The organism is Hanstruepera neustonica, from assembly GCF_002895005.1.
GTDB lineage: Bacteria > Bacteroidota > Bacteroidia > Flavobacteriales > Flavobacteriaceae > Hanstruepera > Hanstruepera neustonica.
The window spans coordinates 16,910-38,246 of the sequence record NZ_POWF01000009.1 but is presented as its reverse complement, the minus strand read 5'-3'; the positions used below and the strand labels follow the sequence as shown (position 1 = coordinate 38,246).

General features: G+C 34.3%; 22 protein-coding genes and 1 other RNA gene. 7 read left to right on the top strand and 16 right to left on the bottom strand.

Annotation, left to right across the window (positions count from 1 at the left end):
• Window positions 1-7 precede the first annotated feature (7 nt).
• Both C1T31_RS12250 and C1T31_RS12245 read right to left on the bottom strand, forming a co-directional pair.
• Window positions 8-1,351: an MFS transporter gene (locus C1T31_RS12250; RefSeq protein WP_103052802.1), complete on the bottom strand. Its 1,344-nt coding sequence runs from the start codon at window positions 1,349-1,351 to the stop codon at window positions 8-10.
• Window positions 1,352-1,405: 54 nt separating this feature from the next.
• Complete coding sequence (locus C1T31_RS12245; protein ID WP_103052861.1) at window positions 1,406-2,236, bottom strand: M48 family metallopeptidase; 831 nt, start codon at window positions 2,234-2,236, stop codon at window positions 1,406-1,408.
• Between the two features lie 174 nt (window positions 2,237-2,410).
• On the opposite strand from C1T31_RS12245, the gene msrB reads away from it, so the two are divergent.
• Both msrB and C1T31_RS12235 read left to right on the top strand, forming a co-directional pair.
• Entirely contained in the window at window positions 2,411-2,893 is a 483-nt protein-coding gene (gene msrB, locus C1T31_RS12240; protein ID WP_103052801.1) for a peptide-methionine (R)-S-oxide reductase MsrB, read from the top strand.
• Between the two features lie 84 nt (window positions 2,894-2,977).
• On the top strand, window positions 2,978-3,532 hold the full coding sequence (locus tag C1T31_RS12235) for a DUF1572 family protein (protein WP_103052800.1): 555 nt from the start codon (window positions 2,978-2,980) through the stop codon (window positions 3,530-3,532).
• Here the strand turns inward: C1T31_RS12235 and C1T31_RS12230 are convergent.
• Window positions 3,527-4,822 (bottom strand): peroxiredoxin family protein, encoded by a 1,296-nt coding sequence (locus tag C1T31_RS12230; RefSeq protein WP_103052799.1) that lies wholly within the window; start codon window positions 4,820-4,822, stop codon window positions 3,527-3,529. The two genes, C1T31_RS12235 and C1T31_RS12230, sit on opposite strands and share 6 nt — an antisense overlap.
• Window positions 4,823-4,955: 133 nt before the next feature.
• On the opposite strand from C1T31_RS12230, the gene lpdA reads away from it, so the two are divergent.
• Window positions 4,956-6,332 (top strand): dihydrolipoyl dehydrogenase, encoded by a 1,377-nt coding sequence (gene lpdA, locus C1T31_RS12225; RefSeq protein ID WP_103052798.1) that lies wholly within the window; start codon window positions 4,956-4,958, stop codon window positions 6,330-6,332.
• A gap of 64 nt (window positions 6,333-6,396) precedes the next feature.
• Window positions 6,397-7,011 carry a hypothetical protein gene (locus C1T31_RS12220; RefSeq protein WP_103052797.1) on the top strand — a complete coding sequence of 205 codons (615 nt, stop codon included), beginning with the start codon at window positions 6,397-6,399 and terminating at the stop codon, window positions 7,009-7,011.
• A 3-nt stretch (window positions 7,012-7,014) separates the two neighbouring features.
• Here the strand turns inward: C1T31_RS12220 and C1T31_RS12215 are convergent, their stop codons facing one another.
• The 7 genes from C1T31_RS12215 to C1T31_RS12185 all read right to left on the bottom strand — a co-directional run bounded on the left by C1T31_RS12215 (window position 7,015) and on the right by C1T31_RS12185 (window position 10,580).
• A complete protein-coding gene (locus C1T31_RS12215) occupies window positions 7,015-7,497 on the bottom strand; it encodes an outer membrane beta-barrel protein (RefSeq protein WP_103052796.1) in 483 nt (160 codons plus the stop codon).
• A 113-nt stretch (window positions 7,498-7,610) separates the two neighbouring features.
• Window positions 7,611-7,790, bottom strand: a complete 180-nt coding sequence (locus C1T31_RS12210; protein ID WP_103052795.1) for a hypothetical protein — start codon at window positions 7,788-7,790, stop codon at window positions 7,611-7,613.
• Window positions 7,791-7,854: 64 nt separating this feature from the next.
• A complete protein-coding gene (locus C1T31_RS12205) occupies window positions 7,855-8,664 on the bottom strand; it encodes a mechanosensitive ion channel family protein (RefSeq protein ID WP_103052794.1) in 810 nt (269 codons plus the stop codon).
• Window positions 8,665-8,675: 11 nt separating this feature from the next.
• A complete protein-coding gene (locus C1T31_RS12200) occupies window positions 8,676-8,864 on the bottom strand; it encodes a hypothetical protein (protein ID WP_103052793.1) in 189 nt (62 codons plus the stop codon).
• 2 nt (window positions 8,865-8,866) lie between these two features.
• A complete protein-coding gene (locus C1T31_RS12195) occupies window positions 8,867-9,370 on the bottom strand; it encodes an RNA polymerase sigma factor (protein ID WP_243398943.1) in 504 nt (167 codons plus the stop codon).
• A 165-nt stretch (window positions 9,371-9,535) separates the two neighbouring features.
• Window positions 9,536-9,955 (bottom strand): type II 3-dehydroquinate dehydratase, encoded by a 420-nt coding sequence (aroQ, locus tag C1T31_RS12190; RefSeq protein WP_103052860.1) that lies wholly within the window; start codon window positions 9,953-9,955, stop codon window positions 9,536-9,538.
• Window positions 9,956-10,034: 79 nt separating this feature from the next.
• Window positions 10,035-10,580, bottom strand: a complete 546-nt coding sequence (locus C1T31_RS12185; RefSeq protein ID WP_123912677.1) for a hypothetical protein — start codon at window positions 10,578-10,580, stop codon at window positions 10,035-10,037.
• 210 nt (window positions 10,581-10,790) lie between these two features.
• On the opposite strand from C1T31_RS12185, the gene xerD reads away from it, so the two are divergent.
• Complete coding sequence (xerD, locus tag C1T31_RS12180; RefSeq protein WP_103052791.1) at window positions 10,791-11,687, top strand: site-specific tyrosine recombinase XerD; 897 nt, start codon at window positions 10,791-10,793, stop codon at window positions 11,685-11,687.
• Between the two features lie 6 nt (window positions 11,688-11,693).
• On the opposite strand, the gene C1T31_RS12175 is transcribed toward xerD, so the two are convergent.
• From C1T31_RS12175 to C1T31_RS12155, 5 genes are all read right to left on the bottom strand, one after another.
• Entirely contained in the window at window positions 11,694-13,235 is a 1,542-nt protein-coding gene (locus tag C1T31_RS12175; protein WP_103052790.1) for a hypothetical protein, read from the bottom strand.
• Window positions 13,236-13,328: 93 nt separating this feature from the next.
• Window positions 13,329-14,903: a ribonuclease Y gene (rny, locus tag C1T31_RS12170; RefSeq protein ID WP_103052789.1), complete on the bottom strand. Its 1,575-nt coding sequence runs from the start codon at window positions 14,901-14,903 to the stop codon at window positions 13,329-13,331.
• Window positions 14,904-14,955: 52 nt separating this feature from the next.
• A non-coding RNA gene (gene ssrS, locus C1T31_RS12165) (6S RNA) lies at window positions 14,956-15,062 on the bottom strand.
• 54 nt (window positions 15,063-15,116) lie between these two features.
• Entirely contained in the window at window positions 15,117-15,410 is a 294-nt protein-coding gene (locus C1T31_RS12160; protein WP_103052788.1) for a cell division protein ZapA, read from the bottom strand.
• Window positions 15,411-15,425: 15 nt separating this feature from the next.
• Window positions 15,426-15,716: a hypothetical protein gene (locus tag C1T31_RS12155; protein WP_103052787.1), complete on the bottom strand. Its 291-nt coding sequence runs from the start codon at window positions 15,714-15,716 to the stop codon at window positions 15,426-15,428.
• A gap of 176 nt (window positions 15,717-15,892) precedes the next feature.
• Between C1T31_RS12155 and C1T31_RS12150 the strand changes: the two genes are divergently transcribed.
• Window positions 15,893-17,584 carry a M23 family metallopeptidase gene (locus tag C1T31_RS12150; protein ID WP_103052786.1) on the top strand — a complete coding sequence of 564 codons (1,692 nt, stop codon included), beginning with the start codon at window positions 15,893-15,895 and terminating at the stop codon, window positions 17,582-17,584.
• Between the two features lie 43 nt (window positions 17,585-17,627).
• Complete coding sequence (locus tag C1T31_RS12145) at window positions 17,628-20,054, top strand: TonB-dependent receptor (RefSeq protein WP_243398948.1); 2,427 nt, start codon at window positions 17,628-17,630, stop codon at window positions 20,052-20,054.
• Here the strand turns inward: C1T31_RS12145 and C1T31_RS12140 are convergent.
• Window positions 20,051-21,196 carry a cysteine desulfurase family protein gene (locus C1T31_RS12140; protein ID WP_103052784.1) on the bottom strand — a complete coding sequence of 382 codons (1,146 nt, stop codon included), beginning with the start codon at window positions 21,194-21,196 and terminating at the stop codon, window positions 20,051-20,053. The two genes, C1T31_RS12145 and C1T31_RS12140, sit on opposite strands and share 4 nt — an antisense overlap.
• Between the last annotated feature and the right edge of the window lie 141 nt (window positions 21,197-21,337).

Here is a 21,337-nt window from a genome sequence, read left to right as displayed (position 1 = left end):
TTTTGAGCTACTCGTTAGTTTCATGTTTAGGAACTCGATACAACAAAAATATCCCAACAAGAAAAAACACAAATAAGAAGAATATAGCATTGCGCATACTGCCCGTTACTTGGTCTATAGTTCCATATATAATCATTCCTATCACGATACCCACTTTTTCGGCTACATCATAAAAACTAAAATAAGATGTGGTGTCTTCCGTTTTAGGCAAAAATTTAGAATACGTTGATCTTGCCAAAGATTGAATCCCTCCCATTACCAACCCAACAAAACCTGCTGTTACATAAAAATGAATCGGTTCAGTAACAAAATAGGCTCCAATGCATAATGACATCCATATAGCATTTACAGCTATTAAAGTTTTTATATTTCCAAATTTTTCGGAAGCCCTAGATGTCAGAATAGCCCCGAGAATAGCTACAATTTGAATGACCAAAATACTAATAATCAAACCAAGCGTCTTTTCATCTGAATCGGCCCAATTAACTTCCTCTTCTCCAAAATAAACAGCCACCAACATAATGGTCTGTACAGCCATACTAAACACAAAAAAAGCATACAAGTAGCGTTTCAACCTCAAGTTCTCTTTCAATTGTCTCCATACTTGTTGTAATTCTTTAAAGCCATTAAAAATCACATCTTTGGTTACTTTTTCTTCACTAGATGCTCCCTTTGGCAACACCCAAAATGTATACTGACTGAAAAGCGCCCACCAAATACCAACTGTAATAAAGGCTACTCGCATCGCTTCAACTGAAGCGGCGTCTTTTTCTGCTTTTGTATCTCCAATATCAAAACCAAAATATTGAGGAAACATCACCATAGACAAGTTAATAATCAACAAGATAACACTACCTATATAACCCATGGAAAACCCCTTGGCACTAATTCGATCCTGCTGCTCTTTGAAGGCAATGTCCGGAAGATAGGAATTGTAAAAGACCAAACTCCCCCAATATCCTAACAAACCCATAAAATAAAATAATAGGCTTAAATAAATTTTATCTGGTTCAACGCTAAACCAATACAACCCGACACATCCCAAAGAGCCCACATAACAAAAGAATTTCAAAAAGTTCTTTTTATTACCCACATAATCAGCAATACCAGATAATAATGGTGACATGATTGCAATCACGATAAACGTAAACGCCGTTACAAATGTGATTAAAGCTGTATTTTTAAATTCGAAGCCAAATGCCTGTACAGTCTTTAATTCACTTAAAAATAACGATGAATAAAAAATAGGAAATATTGATGATGCAATAGTTAGGGTGTACACGGAATTGGCCCAATCATAAAACGCCCAAGCATTCAGTAATTTTTTACTCCCTTTTGGTAAGTGTTCCATAAAAAAAGCTGCCCATTTGTGAGCAGCTTCTAAGGTAACAAATATTTTTAAAAACTAGTACGCCCCTAAAGGTCGAAAAGAGTTAACACCAAATTTTTTAGCCTCTGCTTTAGCATGAGGAGCCAATGCTGTTAAATTTTGAATTCTACTCTCATTTGCTGGATGTGTACTCAACATTTCCGGTGGTGCTTGTCCATTACTCATAGCATCCATACGTTTCCACAATTCAGCGGCTTCATCAGGATTGTATCCAGCAATAGCCATCAAATAAACACCTATTCTATCGGCTTCCGTTTCATGGGCCCTGCTAAAAGGAAGCATCCCTCCTACATTGGACGCAATACCGTAAGCTTGGTTGTATATATCTAAATTTTTGTCATCTGCCAATACAATATTTCCAGCTACGGCAATACCTTGTTGAATGTAGGCCGCACTCATTCGTTGTTGTCCATGGTTAGCAAGTGCATGTGCAACTTCATGTCCCATAATAGCAGCTATACCGGTTTCGTTTTCCGCAATGGGTAATATACCTGTGTAAAATGCAATTTTACCACCTGGCATGCACCAAGCATTAACAGTTTCAGATTCAATTAAGTTATATTCCCACTTATAATCATTCAAATAACCGTGATGACCGTTGGCGTTTAAGTAACGTTCTGCTGCAATTGCAATACGTTGCCCAACTCGTGTAATCATTTCAGATTGTGCTGTTCCCTTTATTACTTTACTTTCAGATAATACTTGATTGTACTGTTGGAAAGCGGCTGGAAATAACTGATCATTTGATACAAATGCCATGGTCTGTTTTCCTGTAAATGGATTAGTGGCACAAGAAAGAAATAACAATGTTACTGCGGTAGCTATTATTACATTTTTAGTTTTCATGTAGTTAATGGTTTTATTTTTCAAATTTACAATAATCATCTCTTAAATTTGGACACACATTGCTTTTTTTGGTCACCAAATTTAGGGACTATTTTATATACGTAAGAAATAAACTTAATAGTTCATTTGTAATTTATTTTCTCTTAACACGACCTAATTAAAAACTTGCAAAACATGAACAAAATTGTCGCTTTTTTAATTTTTGTATTCCTATTTAATTTCCAAAGTTGTGCTCAAAAAACTGACACAAAACAACAAGAAGAATTTCCCATTTCTAAGTCTGATGCCGAATGGAAACAAGAACTGACCCAAGAGCAATACTATGTTTTGAGACAGTCAGGTACTGAACGACCATTTTCAAGTCCACTAAACAAAAATGACAAGAAAGGCGTTTACGTATGTGCTGCTTGTAACACACCGCTATTTAAAAGTGAACATAAGTTTGATTCAGGTACAGGATGGCCCAGTTTTGACAGAGAAATTGAAGGAAACGTTGCCTTTGGTACAGATACCGATTTAGGTTACGTTCGAGATGAAGAACATTGTGCTACTTGTGGTGGTCATCTAGGACATGTTTTTAATGATGGCCCCAGAAATACAACAGGTATGCGTCATTGCATTAATGGGGTTGCGCTAAAATTTGTTCCTTCAAAATAAAAAAATAGCGTATCCATATATTGCCATAATTTCTTGTTATTGGCTATTCACAATAGCAGTTATTTATTTCACTACATTTAAGCTATGGAAACGTCTTATTTAAATAGTGTCATCAAACAGTTTGAATATTATAAATTGTTGGGTGATAAAACTCTAGAACAATTAACACTTGAAGAGCTGCAAAAAGAGTTTGTAACAGACTCGAATTCTATTGCAATTATCGCGAAGCATCTGGCTGGTAATATGTTGAGTAGATGGACCCATTTTTTAGATGAAGATGGTGAAAAACCTTGGCGCAATCGCGATCAGGAATTCATCGATACCTATGGTTCAAAGGATGAGCTTATGGAATCCTGGAATGCCGGTTGGAATTGTCTTTTTGAAGCTATAAAGCCACTTAAAGAGTCGGATTTAGAAAAAATAATCTATATCAGAAATCAAGGTCATACGGTTACCGAAGCCATCAATAGACAATTGGCGCACTATTCGTATCATGTGGGGCAAATAGTGTTTTTAGCTAAATTGAACAAGGGTTCCGAATGGCAATCACTCTCAATCCCCAAAGGAAAATCAGCGAACTATAATCAAGAAAAATTTAGTAAACCCAAAGGCAAACGTCATTTTACGGAGGATTTATAACTTTATTGATTGATCTTTAAGCCTATTGTCTAAAATGGACTTTACCTCATCAGCACTTGGGTCAACTGCCAAAATTTTTCCTGATCCATCAATCAAGAACATTCCGCCGCCACCATTCATAACATTGTACTTTTCCCAAATTTTATTTCTTTTGTCCAATTCAATTAAATTTTTCCAAGGCCACTGTTCTTTAGTCATGAATTTCTTGTAAGCATTCAGGTTTTTGTTTTCTCCAGCCACACCAACAATTTCAAATCCCTTATCTTTATATTCATCGTAAACTGGTCGCATTAATCTTGATCGCGCAATACAAGGCCCACACCAGGTAGCCCATAAATCTAACAGTACTATATCATTTTTGTCTACAAAAGATTTTAAATCATAACTAATACCAGTAATGTCTGGGGCAGTAAAATTTATATATTGCCCTCCAGGTTGCAGTTCCGTATACCCAATCCAAAGGTTTTCAGCTAACGCTGTATATACATGATCTGGGTAAGCTTCTTTTAAATCATTAAAAGCCTTTATAATTTTTTCTTTTGGCGCAGGGTTATATTCCAAGCTCATTATATCATCAATTAACAAAGAATAGGATACTACTGAAGGGTTTTTACTAATGAAAGCATATTTTTTGTCCCAATATTTATTTTGAATCACATTGACTTGGGAGTCTATTTGTTTTCCAAATTCACTTCTATGAAGTTTATCAGCCTTTAAATCATCCATTCTTTTGTATAGTACAACTTTTTCTTCCTGTGTTTCTGCCTCTTTTAATTTATTCAAAATTTCATCATACACTTTGGAATTCATCGTGCTGTATGGGATACTATCAAATATTTTATAAAAATCATTCAGTTCAACCATATAAGGTATCGAAATCTCTTTTTGATAATCACCGTAAGTAGCATTTATTTCCCCTCCTATAATTTCATTATTCTGATACAAATCCATATCATACAACGTCATTTCAATGGTATCTTTTTCAGAAAAAAACCTTATTGGTCTCCAGCTACCATCATCAAATTCATCTTTGAAAATCAGGTCGTAAGCCTGAACAGTATCTGTTTTAAACTCAAAATTAAACTCCCAATCAACTACGGGGATACTGGCTAAAGCTTCACTTCTAGCATCTCCTGTAGATTTGACTAATAGTAAGGTATCACTATCTCTACCTATGACGCAACCTTTCAAAATTGTTTTATCCAACTTATGAGTTTGCTCTTTATCTGCTTTATTACATGAAAAAAGAATTAAGGTCAGTATTGAAAAGAAAAAAATAAGGTGCCTCATAGTCTAAATTTTATTTAAACATAACTTAAAAGTAAGTGTTTTCGTATAACATAATTTTAAAAATGATAAATATTCATTATTCAATTCACATTTCGTAAATTCGTAGCTTCAAAAAACGATTAAAAAATTCACGATGAGTAAATACGATATTATTGTTCTTGGAAGTGGCCCAGGTGGCTATGTTACTGCTATTCGAGCTTCACAACTAGGATTTAAAACTGCTGTTGTAGAAAAAGAAAGTTTAGGTGGCGTTTGCTTGAATTGGGGATGTATCCCTACAAAAGCATTATTAAAGTCTGCCCAAGTTTTTGAATATTTGAAACACGCTGAAGATTATGGCCTATCGGTTAAAGATGCTGACAAAGACTTTGATGCTGTTGTTAAGCGTAGCCGGGGAGTTGCCGATGGTATGAGCAACGGTGTGAAATTCCTAATGAAAAAGAACAAAATTGACGTTATTGAAGGATTTGGAAAATTGAAACCTGGAAAGAAGATTGACGTTAATGGAACAGAATACAGTGCAGACCATATCATTATTGCTACTGGAGCACGCTCACGCGAATTACCGAGCCTGCCTCAAGATGGCAAAAAAGTCATTGGCTATAGAGAGGCCATGACACTACCTAAACAACCTGAAAAAATGATTGTTGTTGGTTCTGGAGCTATTGGTGTTGAGTTTGCCTATTTCTATAATTCCATGGGAACAGACGTTACTATTGTTGAATTTATGCCGAATGTAGTTCCTGTTGAAGACGAAGAAGTTTCTAAACAATTGGAACGCTCGTTTAAGAAAAATGGTATTAAAATCATGACCTCTTCTGAAGTGACCAAAGTTGACACATCTGGTAAAGGTGTTAAGGCTACTGTTAAGACTAAAAAGGGTGAAGAAGTATTGGAAGCTGATTTAGTATTATCGGCTGTAGGTATCAAATCAAATATTGAAAATATTGGCTTGGAAGACGTTGGTATTGTAGTCGATCGTGATAAAATAATCGTTAATGATTTCTATCAAACCAACATCCCTGGCTATTATGCCATTGGTGATGTTACTCCAGGCCAAGCTTTGGCTCACGTGGCTTCAGCTGAAGGGATTTTGTGTGTTGAAAAAATTGCCGGACAACATGTTGAGGCGTTAGACTACGGAAATATCCCTGGATGCACCTATTGTTCTCCTGAAATTGCGTCAGTTGGACTTACTGAAAAACAAGCAAAAGATCAAGGATTGGAAATTAAAGTTGGTAAATTCCCATTCTCGGCATCTGGTAAAGCCAGTGCTGGAGGTAACAAAGATGGCTTTGTAAAAGTTATTTTTGATGCCAAATATGGTGAATGGCTAGGCTGTCATATGATTGGTGCTGGTGTAACCGATATGATTGCCGAAGCGGTGTTGGGCAGGAAACTAGAAACCACTGGTCATGAAGTTTTAAAAGCAGTACACCCTCACCCAACGATGAGTGAAGCCGTCATGGAAGCAGTAGCTGATGCTTATGATGAAGTGATTCATTTGTAAAAAAAAAAATCAACTTAATTTTCAAAAAACGATTCAGAACTGAATCGTTTTTTATTTTGTATACATGAAAACTAATATTATTTATCTTTTATTTTTATTTCTAAATTTTGGGTATGCTCAAAAAATAAATAAAACTATAGCTCTCCCAGATATTAAAACATGTGAAGAACCTATTAGTTTAAATGATCCTAACGAAAGGGAATTTAATAGAATTAATGGTAAAATTATTAGATTATCTTATTCAACTTTATACTCTTACACATTTTCAGGGTACGATAGCCTTCAAAGAGATAACTTAAGATTTGAAATTGCCAAAATAAGTCAGCAAATAGTGACAAAAGTTTTGCCACAAGTTAAGTTGTTAAATGACAGTATTTTTTTAAGGAAAACCTATAATGAGATTATGTTTAATACAGTGCCTATTAAACAGTACAAAAGATACCGAACCGCGAAAAATTTAATTATAGAAGACAATAGTGATTACCAATTATTTATCGAATCCCTTTTTTCAGTTGGAATAGGTAAAAACATGAATTCAATTAGCTTTTTTGTTTTCGATTTAAAAAAAGGTAAAATTGTCTATTTCGATAGAATGCATTACAACTGTGACATTAGAGATTTAAAAGCTTTAGAAAAAGTATTAACCTACGGCTTGTTAAAAATTAAAGAAAAGTATTAAGTTTCATATCCTTAAATCCATTCCTAAAAACAAACCATTAGGGGTTACTTCTTCAAATCCTAAAGCAAACTTTAAGTGCACATTTAAAGCTTTCAGAATTTGATGAGAAATACTCAAATCTGCGCGAACTTTGAACTTATTGGAAAAGAAATCAAAAAAATAATTCATACTGGGACCAATTAAAATATTGAATCGGTCAGAAGCTTTCACTTTTAAATAGATTGGAGCGTTAATAAATTTAAAGTCATTAATGCCAACATAAAGTACTTCAGGTTGAATGGACAACGAGCCTTCAATAGGAACATCTACAAACAAGCCAGCATAATAACCGACTTTTACTTCAATATTATCTCCAAAACTAGCTTCAGGAACTTTGATAAAAGTCAAATTCAAACCACCTTTGGGTCCAAATTCCAATTGAGATTGGGATATACACAAGTTGGAAATAAAAATCAAGACAAAAAAATAGAGCCAGCAACTTTTCATACTGTAATATAGCATTAAAAACAAAAAGAGCTCAAATAAATCAAGCCCTTTCTTTTAAATAACATACTTCTTTGAATATGCCAACCACAACATGTGACTATAATGCTTATAGTCTATTCTTTTGAATCCTTTTTTGGAGGTTCTTTTTTATCTTTTTCATTCATAATGGTTTTGTAAAATTTAAAGGATGACTTATGGTCCTTTAAAACATTTACTGTCAAACCTACTAACAAAACTAAAATGGCAACCAATAAAAAAATGATAAGTATCTTAACATCAAAGTTGGCACCCATAAGCAGTTTTAATTTTTTTTGGTTTTATTTTTTAGACACCGCTTTGCTTGATAAGTCACAATAATCAATCAATAATTTCAATTTTTTTATTGGTTATATACTTTATGGGGTAAACAACTTTTCGACCATCGAAAACCACTATCATACTGATATTATCAATACCTTTAATAATCCCTTCCTTTTCATCAATAAGTATCTTCTGCCCTACAGCAAAATTGCGTCTTGAATAAAACCCCAATAGTAACCTATAAACAATATCTCTAGATCCAAAACCAAACGCTATAGTAAACGATGCTAAAATAGCTCCCAAAATCAAAAACAGATTGTTAGTAATGATATCAGTATCAAAACCTGCTTGATTTAATGCCATGATTGAAACCATGACAACCAACACGATGAATAGAATATTGCTAATAGCTTTAGAACCATTAATATCAACCGCTTTTAAAAAGGTTCGCAGAGTTTTCTTTAAATAATTGGCACCATAAATACCCAATACGAAAATAAGTAAGGCTCCAAAAAATCTAGGCAAATAATGGATCAACTTTCCAACTTCATTGGACACTAAGTCGAAATTTAGAATTTCAGCACCAATTATGATGAAGATTAAAATGAAAAACCATTTTACAAAAACCAAGATGATTTTTTCAGGGTCGATTTTAAACTCCGAATTCAAAAAAGGGACATTGTTCAATTTTTCAGACAAATAATTGATTTTAGTCAACTTCAATGATTTTTTGACAATAAAAAGAATCAATTTTAATAGAAGCCAAGTAGCCAAAACAAATAGAATTCCAAAAACTAATCTTGGTAGGAAATCGTAAACGTTTTGCATTAATTCTTCTAAAAGGTTGAAGTTTATATCTTTTTTCATGGTTGAATCATTTAGTCAGATTTATTTTTATTCTTGTTAGAGAAGTTGAGTATATCATTGATGGCTTCTGGATACTTAATAGTGAGTAAATCAGTAACATCCAACGCTAACTTAATAACATTGATATCGTCCATCACTCTGTTTTTGATGATGTCTGGAAGCTTTTCGCTATGTATGACTTTTTTAAAAGGATTTTCCATAATCAAATAGTTTCATAGGCTTTAACCAATCTACTTTTAGCTCTACTCAATCGCATTTTCACAGCGCTTTTGCCCAAGTCCAATACATCTTGAATTTCTTCAATGGTCATATCATCTTGGTATTTCATAAATAGAATGGTTTTATCGTTTGGATCAATTAACTCAAGAGCTTTGGTCAATTTTTCAGCATCCATGCTACTTATTATCTCATCATTTAAAGTGTTTTGCGTATGATTTAAATAATCTTGCTCACTTTCATTTTCGGTATAACGAAATTTATCTCTTCGTTTCTTTAAATCACGTTGTACATAATTGACACAATGGTTATAGGTAAAAGAATATAACCATGTTGAAAATTTAGATTTATGACCAAAAGTCTTAATCTTAACAAAGAGCTTAACAAAAATATCGTGGGTTAAATCCTGTGCTTCCTCCTTGTTTTGTACAAAGCTTAAACATTTATTGTACACTAAAGGTGCATATCGGTCATAAATAACTGAAAACAATTCCGAACTCTTTGTCTACACTATCAAAGTGACTAACTTTTCGTCAGAAATTGAGGGGTCTATTTTTAATTCTTCCAAAGTAAAAATTATGTTCGCCAATTTAGACACATAATTATTGATAAAGTCACAGGGTAAGTAAATTTAAAAATAAAAAAATTAGATGAGTTATTTCAGAAAGCTTTGAATGGCCAACTCATAGCTTTGCAAACCAAACCCAACAATAATTCCCTTGGCATGCGGCGCCACATAAGATTGATGGCGAAAGTCTTCCCTATCGAAGGTATTAGATATATGAACCTCAACTACTGGAGTTTGAATAGCAGCAACGGTATCACCAATTCCAACAGATGTATGCGTGTAGGCGGCTGCGTTTAAAATAATGCCGTCATATTCAAAACCGACTTCTTGAAGTTTATTAATGAGTTCTCCTTCTACATTAGATTGAAAGTGTTCAATTGAAATATCATCATATTTTACTTTAATCGCTTCCAAAAACTCGGTAAACGACAGACTGCCGTAAATTTCAGGCTCTCGTTTACCTAACAAATTGAGATTAGGACCATTGATAATGATGAGTTTTTTCATAATGTAAAGGTATAAAATTATGGCAAAAAAAACCGAAGTTAGAACTCCGGTTTTATTTATTATTTGACTATTCAGATATTTAAAATCCGAATTCAACGCCGAAGTTAACTGATGTAAAACTACTATAGGAACTATAGTAATACGTTCCATTATTTCTATAATCTGTACCACCTGAAATACTTTGAAAAGATGCTATCAATGCCACAGTTCCCAAATCAAATCCAAATTTTGGCCTAGCATAAAAACCCGATTTAGCATCACCAACAACATTAATACCGACACCCAAATCAACACCACCAAAAAATCTATGATTAGCAAAATAGTATCGAGCAGAAGCAGCGATTGGTATAAATGAAGCATCATCATAATCTACATTTAGATAATTATCACCAACGAAATGAGTATATCCAACTAAACCACCGACCTCTAAATTATCAATAAGCTCAAACAAATAAGCCACATCAAATCCTCCGTTAAAGGTTGACACATCACTTGCTCCGCTAATTGGTAAACCAATATTGGCACCAACATAAAAACCGCCACCTTTAATTTTTTCTTCAATATCCTGTGCTTGGGCTCTGAAACTAAAGACTAAAAGTGCTGTAAAGAGTAATAATTTTTTCATAATTGTTAAGTTTTTAAAATTGATATGATACAAACTAAATAAATTTTTTACGGATATCAACAATTTTAACATACATTATCAACAGTTTTATAAACAGGTGGTATCATTTGTTTGATTATCATATAGTTAAATTTTAAAGTTATTAACAATATTGTTCTCATTCAATAATTAAATCAATTTTATACATTTACATAATAAAATCATACGTGTATGACTTGGCAGCATGCCCTTAAAGACTACCAGATGTATTTAAAGATTGAAAGAGGACTTTCAAAAAATACTATTGAAAGTTATAGTCTAGATATTGAAAAACTAATATCCTATCTCGATTCAAACAATATTGCTATCGGTCCTCTTAAACTGACCTCTGAATCCGTTCAACAATTTATTTATCATATATCCAAGGAGTTAAATGCACGTTCCAGAGCACGCATTATTTCTGGATTGCGTAGTTTTTTTAATTATCTGGTCTTTGAAGATTATAGACAAGATAACCCACTAGACCTTATTGAATCTCCAAAGATTGGAAGAAAACTACCTGACACCTTAAGTGAAGAGGATATCAACACTATCATTGAAGCCATCGATCTAAGTAAACCTGAAGGTGAGCGCAATCGCGCTATGTTAGAAACCCTTTACAGTTGTGGTTTGCGGGTTAGTGAACTAACCAATCTTAAAATTTCTGATCTATTTTTTGATGAAGGATTTATAAAAGTCACAGGAAAAGGCGACAAACAACGCTTTGTGCCCATAGTCAAGTCAACTCAAAAATATATTCAAATTTATATTGATCAAGTACGTTGTCACCTCTCCATACCAAAAGAATTTGAAGACACCGTATTTTTAAATCGAAGGGGAAAGCAACTGACAAGGGCCATGATTTTCACTATTATTAGGCAATTGGTTGAGAAAATTGGGTTAAAAAAAATTGTTTCACCTCATACATTTAGACATTCCTTTGCCACACACCTTTTGGAAAACGGAGCTGATTTAAGAGCCATTCAACTTATGCTGGGCCATGAAAGTATTACTACGACTGAAATATATATGCATGTGGATAGAAGCCAGCTCACAAAAGCTATTGAAACCTATCATCCTAGAAAATAAGAACCTTTAATTTTTTATTTCATCAAAACACCAATTGAGTCTCTTTTTTAACTCATAATGATCTGGAATATACTCTAATCCTTTTTTGTAAATTTTGTAAGCATCATTATAATATTCTTTGTAGTAATAATAGTTTCCTGCCTTAATATATAATGTGCTTAATAAACCTTTATCAAAGTTTTCAAAAACTATCTTATTCTCTAATAAATCTTCCAGTTTTTTCATATACTCTTGACCTTCTTTAGGATTTTTTTCCGAAAAGTTCAAGTAAGACAGTCTTGAATAAAAATAACTTAAACTAATTTCATATCGGTTATTGTCTTTTATAAAAGGATATTTTTCAACCATTCCTTGAAACTCACTAAATGAATTAATATCCAAAGTTGATAGACTCACTTTTTTAAAGCAAATGAACTCTATGACTTCCATTGCAATTCTGTTTTTAGGGCTTATTTCTAATAAGGAGTCACTGTATTGCAAGGCCTTATCAAAAATTCCCTTATTGGCATTCTCTCTAGCCAAATATTCCAAAAAATACTCTAGAGCAATTTGTCTGACTTCTTGGTTCTCCAATTGATCAAACTTATTTATAACAAAATCAATAAAATCGGAATCGTTATCATAATGATTAATAATTTTACTAAATGTACCGTACAAATTATCCTTGTTATAATCATTATTGAATTCAGAAACATTTATTAAATCACATAAAAATTCAACATCTTCTTTGGAATTAAACTCTAATTCATTGATGCGTGAGAACATAACTGTCTTCAAAAAAATACTTACAATTGGTGAATCGTAAAACTTTCCAGCTTTCTTAAAATTATTTATTGAAGATTTATAATCACTAACCTCATTTTTTAAAACACCTTTATTATAATATTGCATTCCAATTAAGGAGCTACTAGGAACAAACTCTTTCCCATAGAGATATGTATTATATATTTCTTTATATCCTAGTCTACTAACTTCATCATCAGTAACTAACTTATAAGCAACTAGCTCATCAACCATCTTTTTTATTTCAGAATCACTAGGCGATTGAAAACCTAATGTACCAGGTATGGTCGTCTCTAAATAAATTCCAAAAGTATCTGGGTAAACAATCAGAAAAACATGTGAAGGGGCTTCTTTAACATGATATGGCACATTTAATTCACTGAAAATATAGGCATACAATGCCGTAGCGGTCACACAATTATATTCTCCTGTCTCAAAAATATCATTGAAGTAAGAGTCAATTTCATATTTTTTAAAAAATGTTTCATGTACTAGATCATAAATTTCATGAATGCGTTTTTTCTCTTTCTTTTCCTTTGATTCCTTTTCTGGAAGGCCGATAATTATGTCATCTACTCTTGATTTGTATTTCAGATAGGTATCTGTTGTCATTACGGAATCAATTGCCAAAAGGCTTTTAAAAAAATCGGTATTTGAAACAACCTGATCCAAATTCTCAAATACAGCTTCTTCATATTCGGAGTGATACGATTGGGATAAAACAACTAATGGAAATAGTAATAATATACTAGCGATAAACTTCATTAATGAATAATTTAAAAGCCTAAAGTAACAAACATTTTAAAACTAAAAAAAAGCACCCATATCAGGGTGCTAGATTTTATAAACATTAAAAATTTACTTCGCAATATTAACAGCTCGGGTTTCCCTTATAACCGTCACCTTTACTTGACCAGGATAGGTCATATCGGTTTGTATTTTTTGGGAAATACTAAAAGATAGGTCTGCTGCTTTTTGATCATCTACTTTTTCACTTTCAACAATAACACGCAACTCTCTACCAGCCTGAATAGCATAGGCTTTTTTAACACCTCCAAAACCAAAGGCTATATCTTCTAGGTCTTTTAAACGCTGTATATAGCTATCTAAAACTTGGCGTCTAGCACCAGGTCTAGCCCCAGAAATGGCATCACATACCTGAACAATCGGAGCCAATAAAGATTTCATTTCAATCTCATCGTGGTGAGCTCCAATGGCATTACAAACGTCTTCTTTCTCTCCATATTTTTCTGCCCATTGCATACCCAAAATAGCATGTGGTGTTTCCATATCGGCTTCAGCATCTGGCACTTTACCAATATCATGCAATAACCCAGCGCGTTTGGCCAATTTGGGGTTTAAGCCCAACTCTGCAGCCATAACACCACATAACTTGGCGACTTCGCGAGAGTGCTGTAGTAAGTTTTGTCCATACGATGAACGGTATTTCATACGGCCAACAACTTTAACCAATTCAGGATGCAAATTATGAATACCCAGATCTATAACCGTTCTTTTACCAACTTCAATAATTTCTTGCTCAATCTGTTTGGTTGTTTTCTTAACAACTTCTTCAATTCGGGCAGGATGGATTCTACCATCTGTTACCAACTTATGCAAGGATAAACGTGCAATCTCCCGTCTAACAGAATCAAAACAGGACAGAATAATTGCTTCAGGCGTATCATCTACAATAATTTCAACACCAGTAGCCGCTTCAATGGCACGAATGTTACGTCCTTCGCGACCAATGATGCGTCCTTTGACGTCATCAGACTCTATATTGAATACCGAAACACAATTGTCAACAGCTTCCTCGGTTCCAATGCGTTGAATGGTATTAATAATCACTTTTCTCGCCTCTTGTTGAGCCGTTAATTTGGCTTCCTCAAGCGTGCTTTGAACATAAGCCATCGCATCATTTTTAGCTTCTCCTTTTAAAGATTCTATCAATTGGGCCTTGGCATCTTCGGCAGACAAACTTGAAATAACCTCCAATTGTTCTACCTGACTTCTATGTAGTTTTTCTAATTCATCTTTCTTCTTCTCAAGTATATCCAGTCTGTGGTTATAATCTTTTACTTTTTCCTCAAGACTACTATTGAGTTTCTTATTTTTTGACAATTCACTAGACACTTGAGATTCCTTATCTCTTGTGCGTTTTTCGGCTTCAGCCATTTTCTTGTCACGGGAGAGAATAACCTTTTCGTGCTCTGATTTTAATTCAATAAATTTTTCTTTAGCCTGAAGTATTTTATCCTTTTTAATAGATTCGCCTTCACTAGTAGCTTCCTTAATAATGGAAGCGGCTGTTTTCTTGGCCGATTTAACTACTTTAGAAGCATTACTTCTTTCAAGAACCTTTGCTACTATAAAACCTATGATTATTCCTAATAATATTCCCCCTACAATTACAAAAATTGTGTTATCCATATTCACTTTAATTTATTTAAAAAAAAGCCTGCACCAGTTTAAAGTTTTGTATAAACTCCTTAAAACAAGTTTAGGGATACCAAGCTGATCAAGTATCTGCTCAAAGACAGCTCGCTTTTACAACTTAAACTCACCCTTTTTAAAGAATTAGTGTTGAGTTTATCAAAAAAAATAACTAATGCAGGCAGTAACCTTAGTCTATTTTAAAGAACGTTAAGAGTTCAAATGCGCTTTTAACAAGTCGTCAAGAGCCAATAACTTCTGCTCGACTTGATCATTCACATTTATTTTATCTATTGTTTTCTGTTCAACTTGTGATGCAAACTGTAGTGCACACATAGCCAAAACATCTTGTTTATCTTGAACAGAATAACTTTGCTCAAATTGTTTAATCATAGATTCGATGTTTTTAGCTGCTTTTCGTAAACCTTCTTCTTGACTGGGCGAAATCGTCAAGGGGTACACTCTATTAGCTATAGAAAGCCTTATTTTAAGCTTGTCTGACATGTAATCTATGTTGCATTATTCTGAAAGTTGCGCAATACAATGGTCAATTTCCCTAATTAATGCGTTTATTTTAAGCTTTGTTTCTCTTTTATTGTTGTCACTGCCAAGCATGGTATTAGCAAATTTCAATGCTTCGTACTTTTCTTGCCAGGAAACCAAATCTTGTTTCTGGTCTTGAAGCAATTTTTGAGTGGATTGCAATTCTTGTTCTAACTTTAGATTCGCCTGTTTTAAAACTTCTTGTTTATGTAAAACCTTGCTGATTTTGTTTTCTAAAGCATCTACAATTTCTTCAATGTTACTCATTTACAATATCAATACTTACCTCACAAAGTTAACATACCTAGATATAAATAACAATAGTTTTCCAATAAAAATTAATTGTGAAGCGTTAATTCTCATAATCAACATTATGGCACTGCACGAGTATTTGCTTTTGGAAATTTAATTCAAATAATTACTTTAGCAACAACAACATTTATATGCGAAAACTCCTATTTCTACTACTGCTTTTTTATACACTTGGCTATTCCCAAAACCCATATCCGCAGGATTATTTTAGGGCTCCATTGGACATCTCACTCATTCCTTCCGGTACATTTGGCGAATTGCGCTCCAACCACTTTCATTCAGGTCTGGATATTAAAACACAGCAACGCGAAGGTTTAAGTGTCTATGCTATTGCAGATGGTTACGTGAGTCGCATTAAAGTTTCCCATTATGGCTATGGGAAAGCCCTTTATATTACGCATCCCAATGGTTACGTATCCGTTTATGGACACCTTCAAAAATACGCACCTGAAATTGAATCATACATAAAAAATTTACAGTATGAACAAGAAACCTTCGAAATAGAGGTTTTCCCAAACCCTATTGAAATACCAGTTCACAAAAGTGATATTGTGGCTTACACGGGCAACACAGGTGGATCTGGTGGACCTCATTTGCATTTTGAAATACGCGATAATCAAGAACGTCCAATTAATCCATTGCTGTTTGGCTTGGAAATTCAGGATAATACCAGACCGACAATTAAAGAGGTTTATGCCTACCCACTTTCCAATGATGCGCACATCAATAGTTCTAAAGAAAAACAAAAACTGCGTTTAATACCGCTTCAAAACGGGGATTATAGTGTTGAAAATATTGAAGCCTACGGTAAGATTGGGTTTGGAATAGAAACCATAGACCGACAGGATTTGGCAACAAACCAAAATGGCGTGAGCAATATTCAAGGCATCTTCAATGGCAATTTGATGTTTGAAATAGACTTTAAACGATTCTCCTTTGATGAAACGCGTCACATTAACAGATTGATAGACTATAAACATTATAAAGAGGATAAAACACGTATCCAAAAGCTGTTTGTTGAACCTGAAAATCCTTTAAGCATGTACAAAAATTTGGACAACAATGGCTATTTGAGGGTTGAAGACAGCACAAATTCGGTATACAAAATCAAGGTTAATGATTTTCACAACAATCCAACTTGGCTCACCATCAATATTGAAGGCAAGAAAACTGATGATATCAAATCGAAACCTGATTCGGTTACGCCATTCTTTATTTATGCTAAAAAAAACAACGAGCTTTTGAATAAAAATGTTTCGGTGAATTTTCCTGAAAATACGTTTTATGATGATTTCTATGTTGATTTTAATGTCAGGAATGATACCTTAACGCTTCATGAAGATATTGTGCCAGTGCGTGATAATTTTTCAATCTCTTTTGATATTACAAACTACGAATATCCAGAATCTGAAAAATTATATATAGCCAGATTGGTTGGTTACAAAAACCAATATGCCCTTTACTCTAGCACCAAAAAAAAAGAAAACAAACTAACAACCTACACCCAAACTCTCGGAACATACGCGTTGGTATTGGATACTATAAATCCTAAAATAAAACCTGTAAACTTCTCAAAAGGAAAATGGTTAAGTAAATACCGTTTCCTGAAAATTAAAATTGAAGATAATGAGTCAGGGATTTCAAACTACAGAGCTACACTTAACGGTAAATGGATTTTGATGGAGTATGATTACAAGAAAAATGAGTTGACTTATGATTTTAATGACGCTGTATCTACTGAAACTGAAAATAATTTAAAGGTTATTGTAACGGATAATGTTGGAAATAGTTCTACTTTTGAAACGCTGTTCTACCGAAAATAATAAATCATTGAGAACGAAACTAAACACAATTGTTTTAATATTGATGCTGCTTCCTATTTTTGTAGTAGCTCAAACAGGCACACTTAAAGGGGTTGTTTTGGATAAATCCAATGTTCCCATTTCCGATGTCAATATATCCTCAAATGAGATTGGTACCACTACAAATCAAAACGGCTATTACACTTTAAAAATCCCTGCAAATCAAGAGGTAACTGTCATTTTTACGCATTTATCTCATGAACGCATTGTAGCCACTTTCAACCTAAAGAATGGTGAAGAAGTTGAATTTCATCCCATCATGGATGCTACTATTGAACAAATTGCAACCGTAGTTATTACCAGTAAAAAGCGAAAAGATGTTGAAGGTATTACCACATTGGAACCAGAGACCATCCGGAAAATCCCTGGTGCCAATGCAGGTGTTGAGAATCTACTAAAAACACTTCCAGGGGTCAGTAGCAACAATGAATTGAGTACGCAATATTCTGTTCGTGGTGGTAATTATGATGAAAACCTGGTTTACGTAAATGGTATTGAAGTTTATCGTCCATTTCTTATCCGTTCTGGTCAGCAAGAAGGGTTAAGTTTTGTAAATACTGATATGGTTCAAAATGTCGATTTCTCGGCAGGTGGTTTTCAAGCTAAATATGGTGATAAACTATCCTCCGTTTTAGATATTACCTACAGAAAGCCCTACCGCTTTGGTGTCAATGCCGATTTAAGTTTATTGGGAGGGAGTCTATCCGTTGAAACAGCTAGTAAAGACACTCGTTTTACTGGCATTGTTGGTGTCAGATATCGCGACAATAGTTTATTGGTTAACGCCAAAGAAACCCAAACCAATTACGATCCGAAATTCGCTGACGTCCAAACCTATTTGACTTATAAGTTTTCAGATAAATTTCAATTGAGTTTTTTAGGTAATGCCTCAATCAACAAATATAATTACGAGCCTGAAACCAGACAGACAAACTTTGGAACCTTGCAAAACCCATTGGCATTACTGGTTTTTTATGAAGGCCAGGAGAAAGACTCTTATCAAACCTATTTTGGGGCTTTAAAAGGAACTTATTTTGTCAATGACGATATAACCTTGAATCTGGTCGCCTCAACATATCACACTATTGAGGAAGAATATTTTGACATATTAGCCGAATATCGATTAGGTGAGGTCAACACAAACATTGGTGATGAGGATTTGGGTGAAGTGGAGTTTAGTGAAGGCATTGGAGGTCAGTTGAATCATGGTAGAAATGATTTAGACGCCTTAATTACCACAATTGAACACCAAGGAAATTACACTATGGATGACCATGATTTTGCTTGGTCCATAAAATACACCAATGAAGATATCCGAGATCGATTGGTTGAGTGGGAAGTTATTGATTCGGCAGGTTTTTCAATTAACCCACCAAGCAGTGATGCCTTTAATGAGCAACCTTACGCGCCATACGAAGGACCACTTGAGCCCTATCAGAATGTCAGAGCCAAAAACCAAACACAAATAGATAGAGTTCAGGCCTATATTCAATGGAGTAAGCGTGCCGATTTAGGTGAGCATGAAGCTTGGTTTAATGTTGGTGGACGTGTTCATAATTGGACGGTTAGTGGCCAAGGCATTCAGAGTGTTAACCAAACTGTTATTAGTCCAAGAGCCCAATTTGCCATAAAACCTAATTGGAAAAGAGACATGTTATTTAGAATTGGGGCTGGTTTCTATTATCAACCTCCTTTTTATAGAGAGTTACGTGATTCTTCAGGTGTGGTGCAACCCAATGTGAAAGCGCAAAAATCTACTCATATTGTTTTGGGCAATGAGTACAGCTTTAAAATGTGGGAACGCCCTTTCAAGTTAACCACTGAAGCCTATTATAAAAAATTGGATGACGTCAATCCATACACTATTGAGAATGTCCGTATACGCTATCGCGCCAAGAATAATGCTACAGCTTATGCCTATGGATTGGATATGCGCTTGAATGGTGAGTTTGTTCCAGGAACTGAATCGTGGTTTAGCTTTGGATATCTAAAAACAGAAGAGAATATCGATAATCGTGGATACATTTCTAGACCAACCGACCAGCGTCTGAAATTTGCGGCCTTGTTTCAGGATTATGTCCCTAACCTTCCAAAACTCAAAATGTATTTAAACTTGGTTTACAATACAGGGCTACCAGGTGGTTCGCCCAGTTATGCCGACCCTTATGTTTACCAAAACAGGCTTCCTGATTATAAACGAGCTGATGTTGGGTTTCAATATGTGATTGTTGATGATAATGATAATTATGAAAGTGGCTGGAGAAAACCGTTTAAATACCTGTCATTGGGAATTGAAATATTTAACATTTTCGATGTACAGAACTCTATTACCAATACTTGGGTACGGGATGTTTACAGCAAACGCCAATATGCCATTCCTAATTACCTAACACCAAGGGTATTTAATATCAGAACAACGATGAAGTTTTAAGAACCTACAAATTCCTTTAAAACCGAAACAAGATAATCAACTTCACTTTTTGTGTTGTATTTACTAAATGAAAAACGAATGGAAGGTCTATTCAAATATTCGTCATCTAAAATTTCTTCCAACACATGCGAGCCTTTTGTGCTTCCACTTTGACAAGCGCTACCTTTAGAACAAGCAATGCCTTTCAAATCCAATTGAAACATGAGAGTTAACCCTTTTTCTTTTGATAAAGGCAAACATACGTTTAACAAGGTGTAGGTGCTTTTTTCTAAATCACCTGATAGCCCATTGAAAGCAACACCCGGAAAAGTCTTAATTAATTCATTTTTAAAATACTGTTTCAGCTCCAGAATGTAATCACGCTCTGATTTTAAATTGCCATAAGACAATTTAAATGCCGTTTCCAGACCTACAATATTATGTACTGATTCCGTTCCAGCTCTGATGCCACGTTCTTGTTCACCACCAAAAATCAAAGGTTTTAATCCAGAATGCTTTCTAATGAACAAGAAACCAATTCCTTTAGGTCCGTGAAACTTATGGGCACTGGCAGCTAAAAAATCAACTTTTACATCCTGAAGATCCCACTTATAATGACCTATAGACTGAACCGCATCACAGTGAAACAAAGCTTCGTAGGAATGACATAATTCACCAACGCGTTTCACATCTAAAATATTACCAATTTCATTGTTGACATGCATCAAGCTGACCAAGGTTTTGCCAGGAGATTGAAGCAAGCGCTCTAAATCGCCGAAATCAACCGCTCCATCCTTATCGAGTTTTACATAACTAACTTTAACATTGATTGTTCTGTTTAATTGTTCAATCGTGTGTAAAACAGCATGGTGCTCAATCTTTGAAGTAATAATATGGCTAATACCCAAATCTCTCACGGCACATTGAATAGCTAAATTATCAGCTTCGGTTCCACCAGAAGTGAAAATAATTTCACCAGCAGATACCTGCAACTCATTGGCAATCGTTTTTCTAGTTTGCTCAATTAACACTTTAGATGATCTTCCAAAACTATGTGTAGATGAAGCGTTTCCGTATTCATTTTTTATACATAAAGTCATCGCATCAATAACCTCATCTCTTACTTTCGTTGTGGCTGCACTATCAAAATATACTGGTTTCATTTATAATGTTAAGGGTTCAAAATTAGGAATCGCTTTTGTGAAAATAATCTCCTGTATTGTTCTACAAAAATACTTGAAATAAAATTATTTGCAGTGACTCTCATGGTATATTTAGCAAATCGTTTACTTTTGTAGATATAT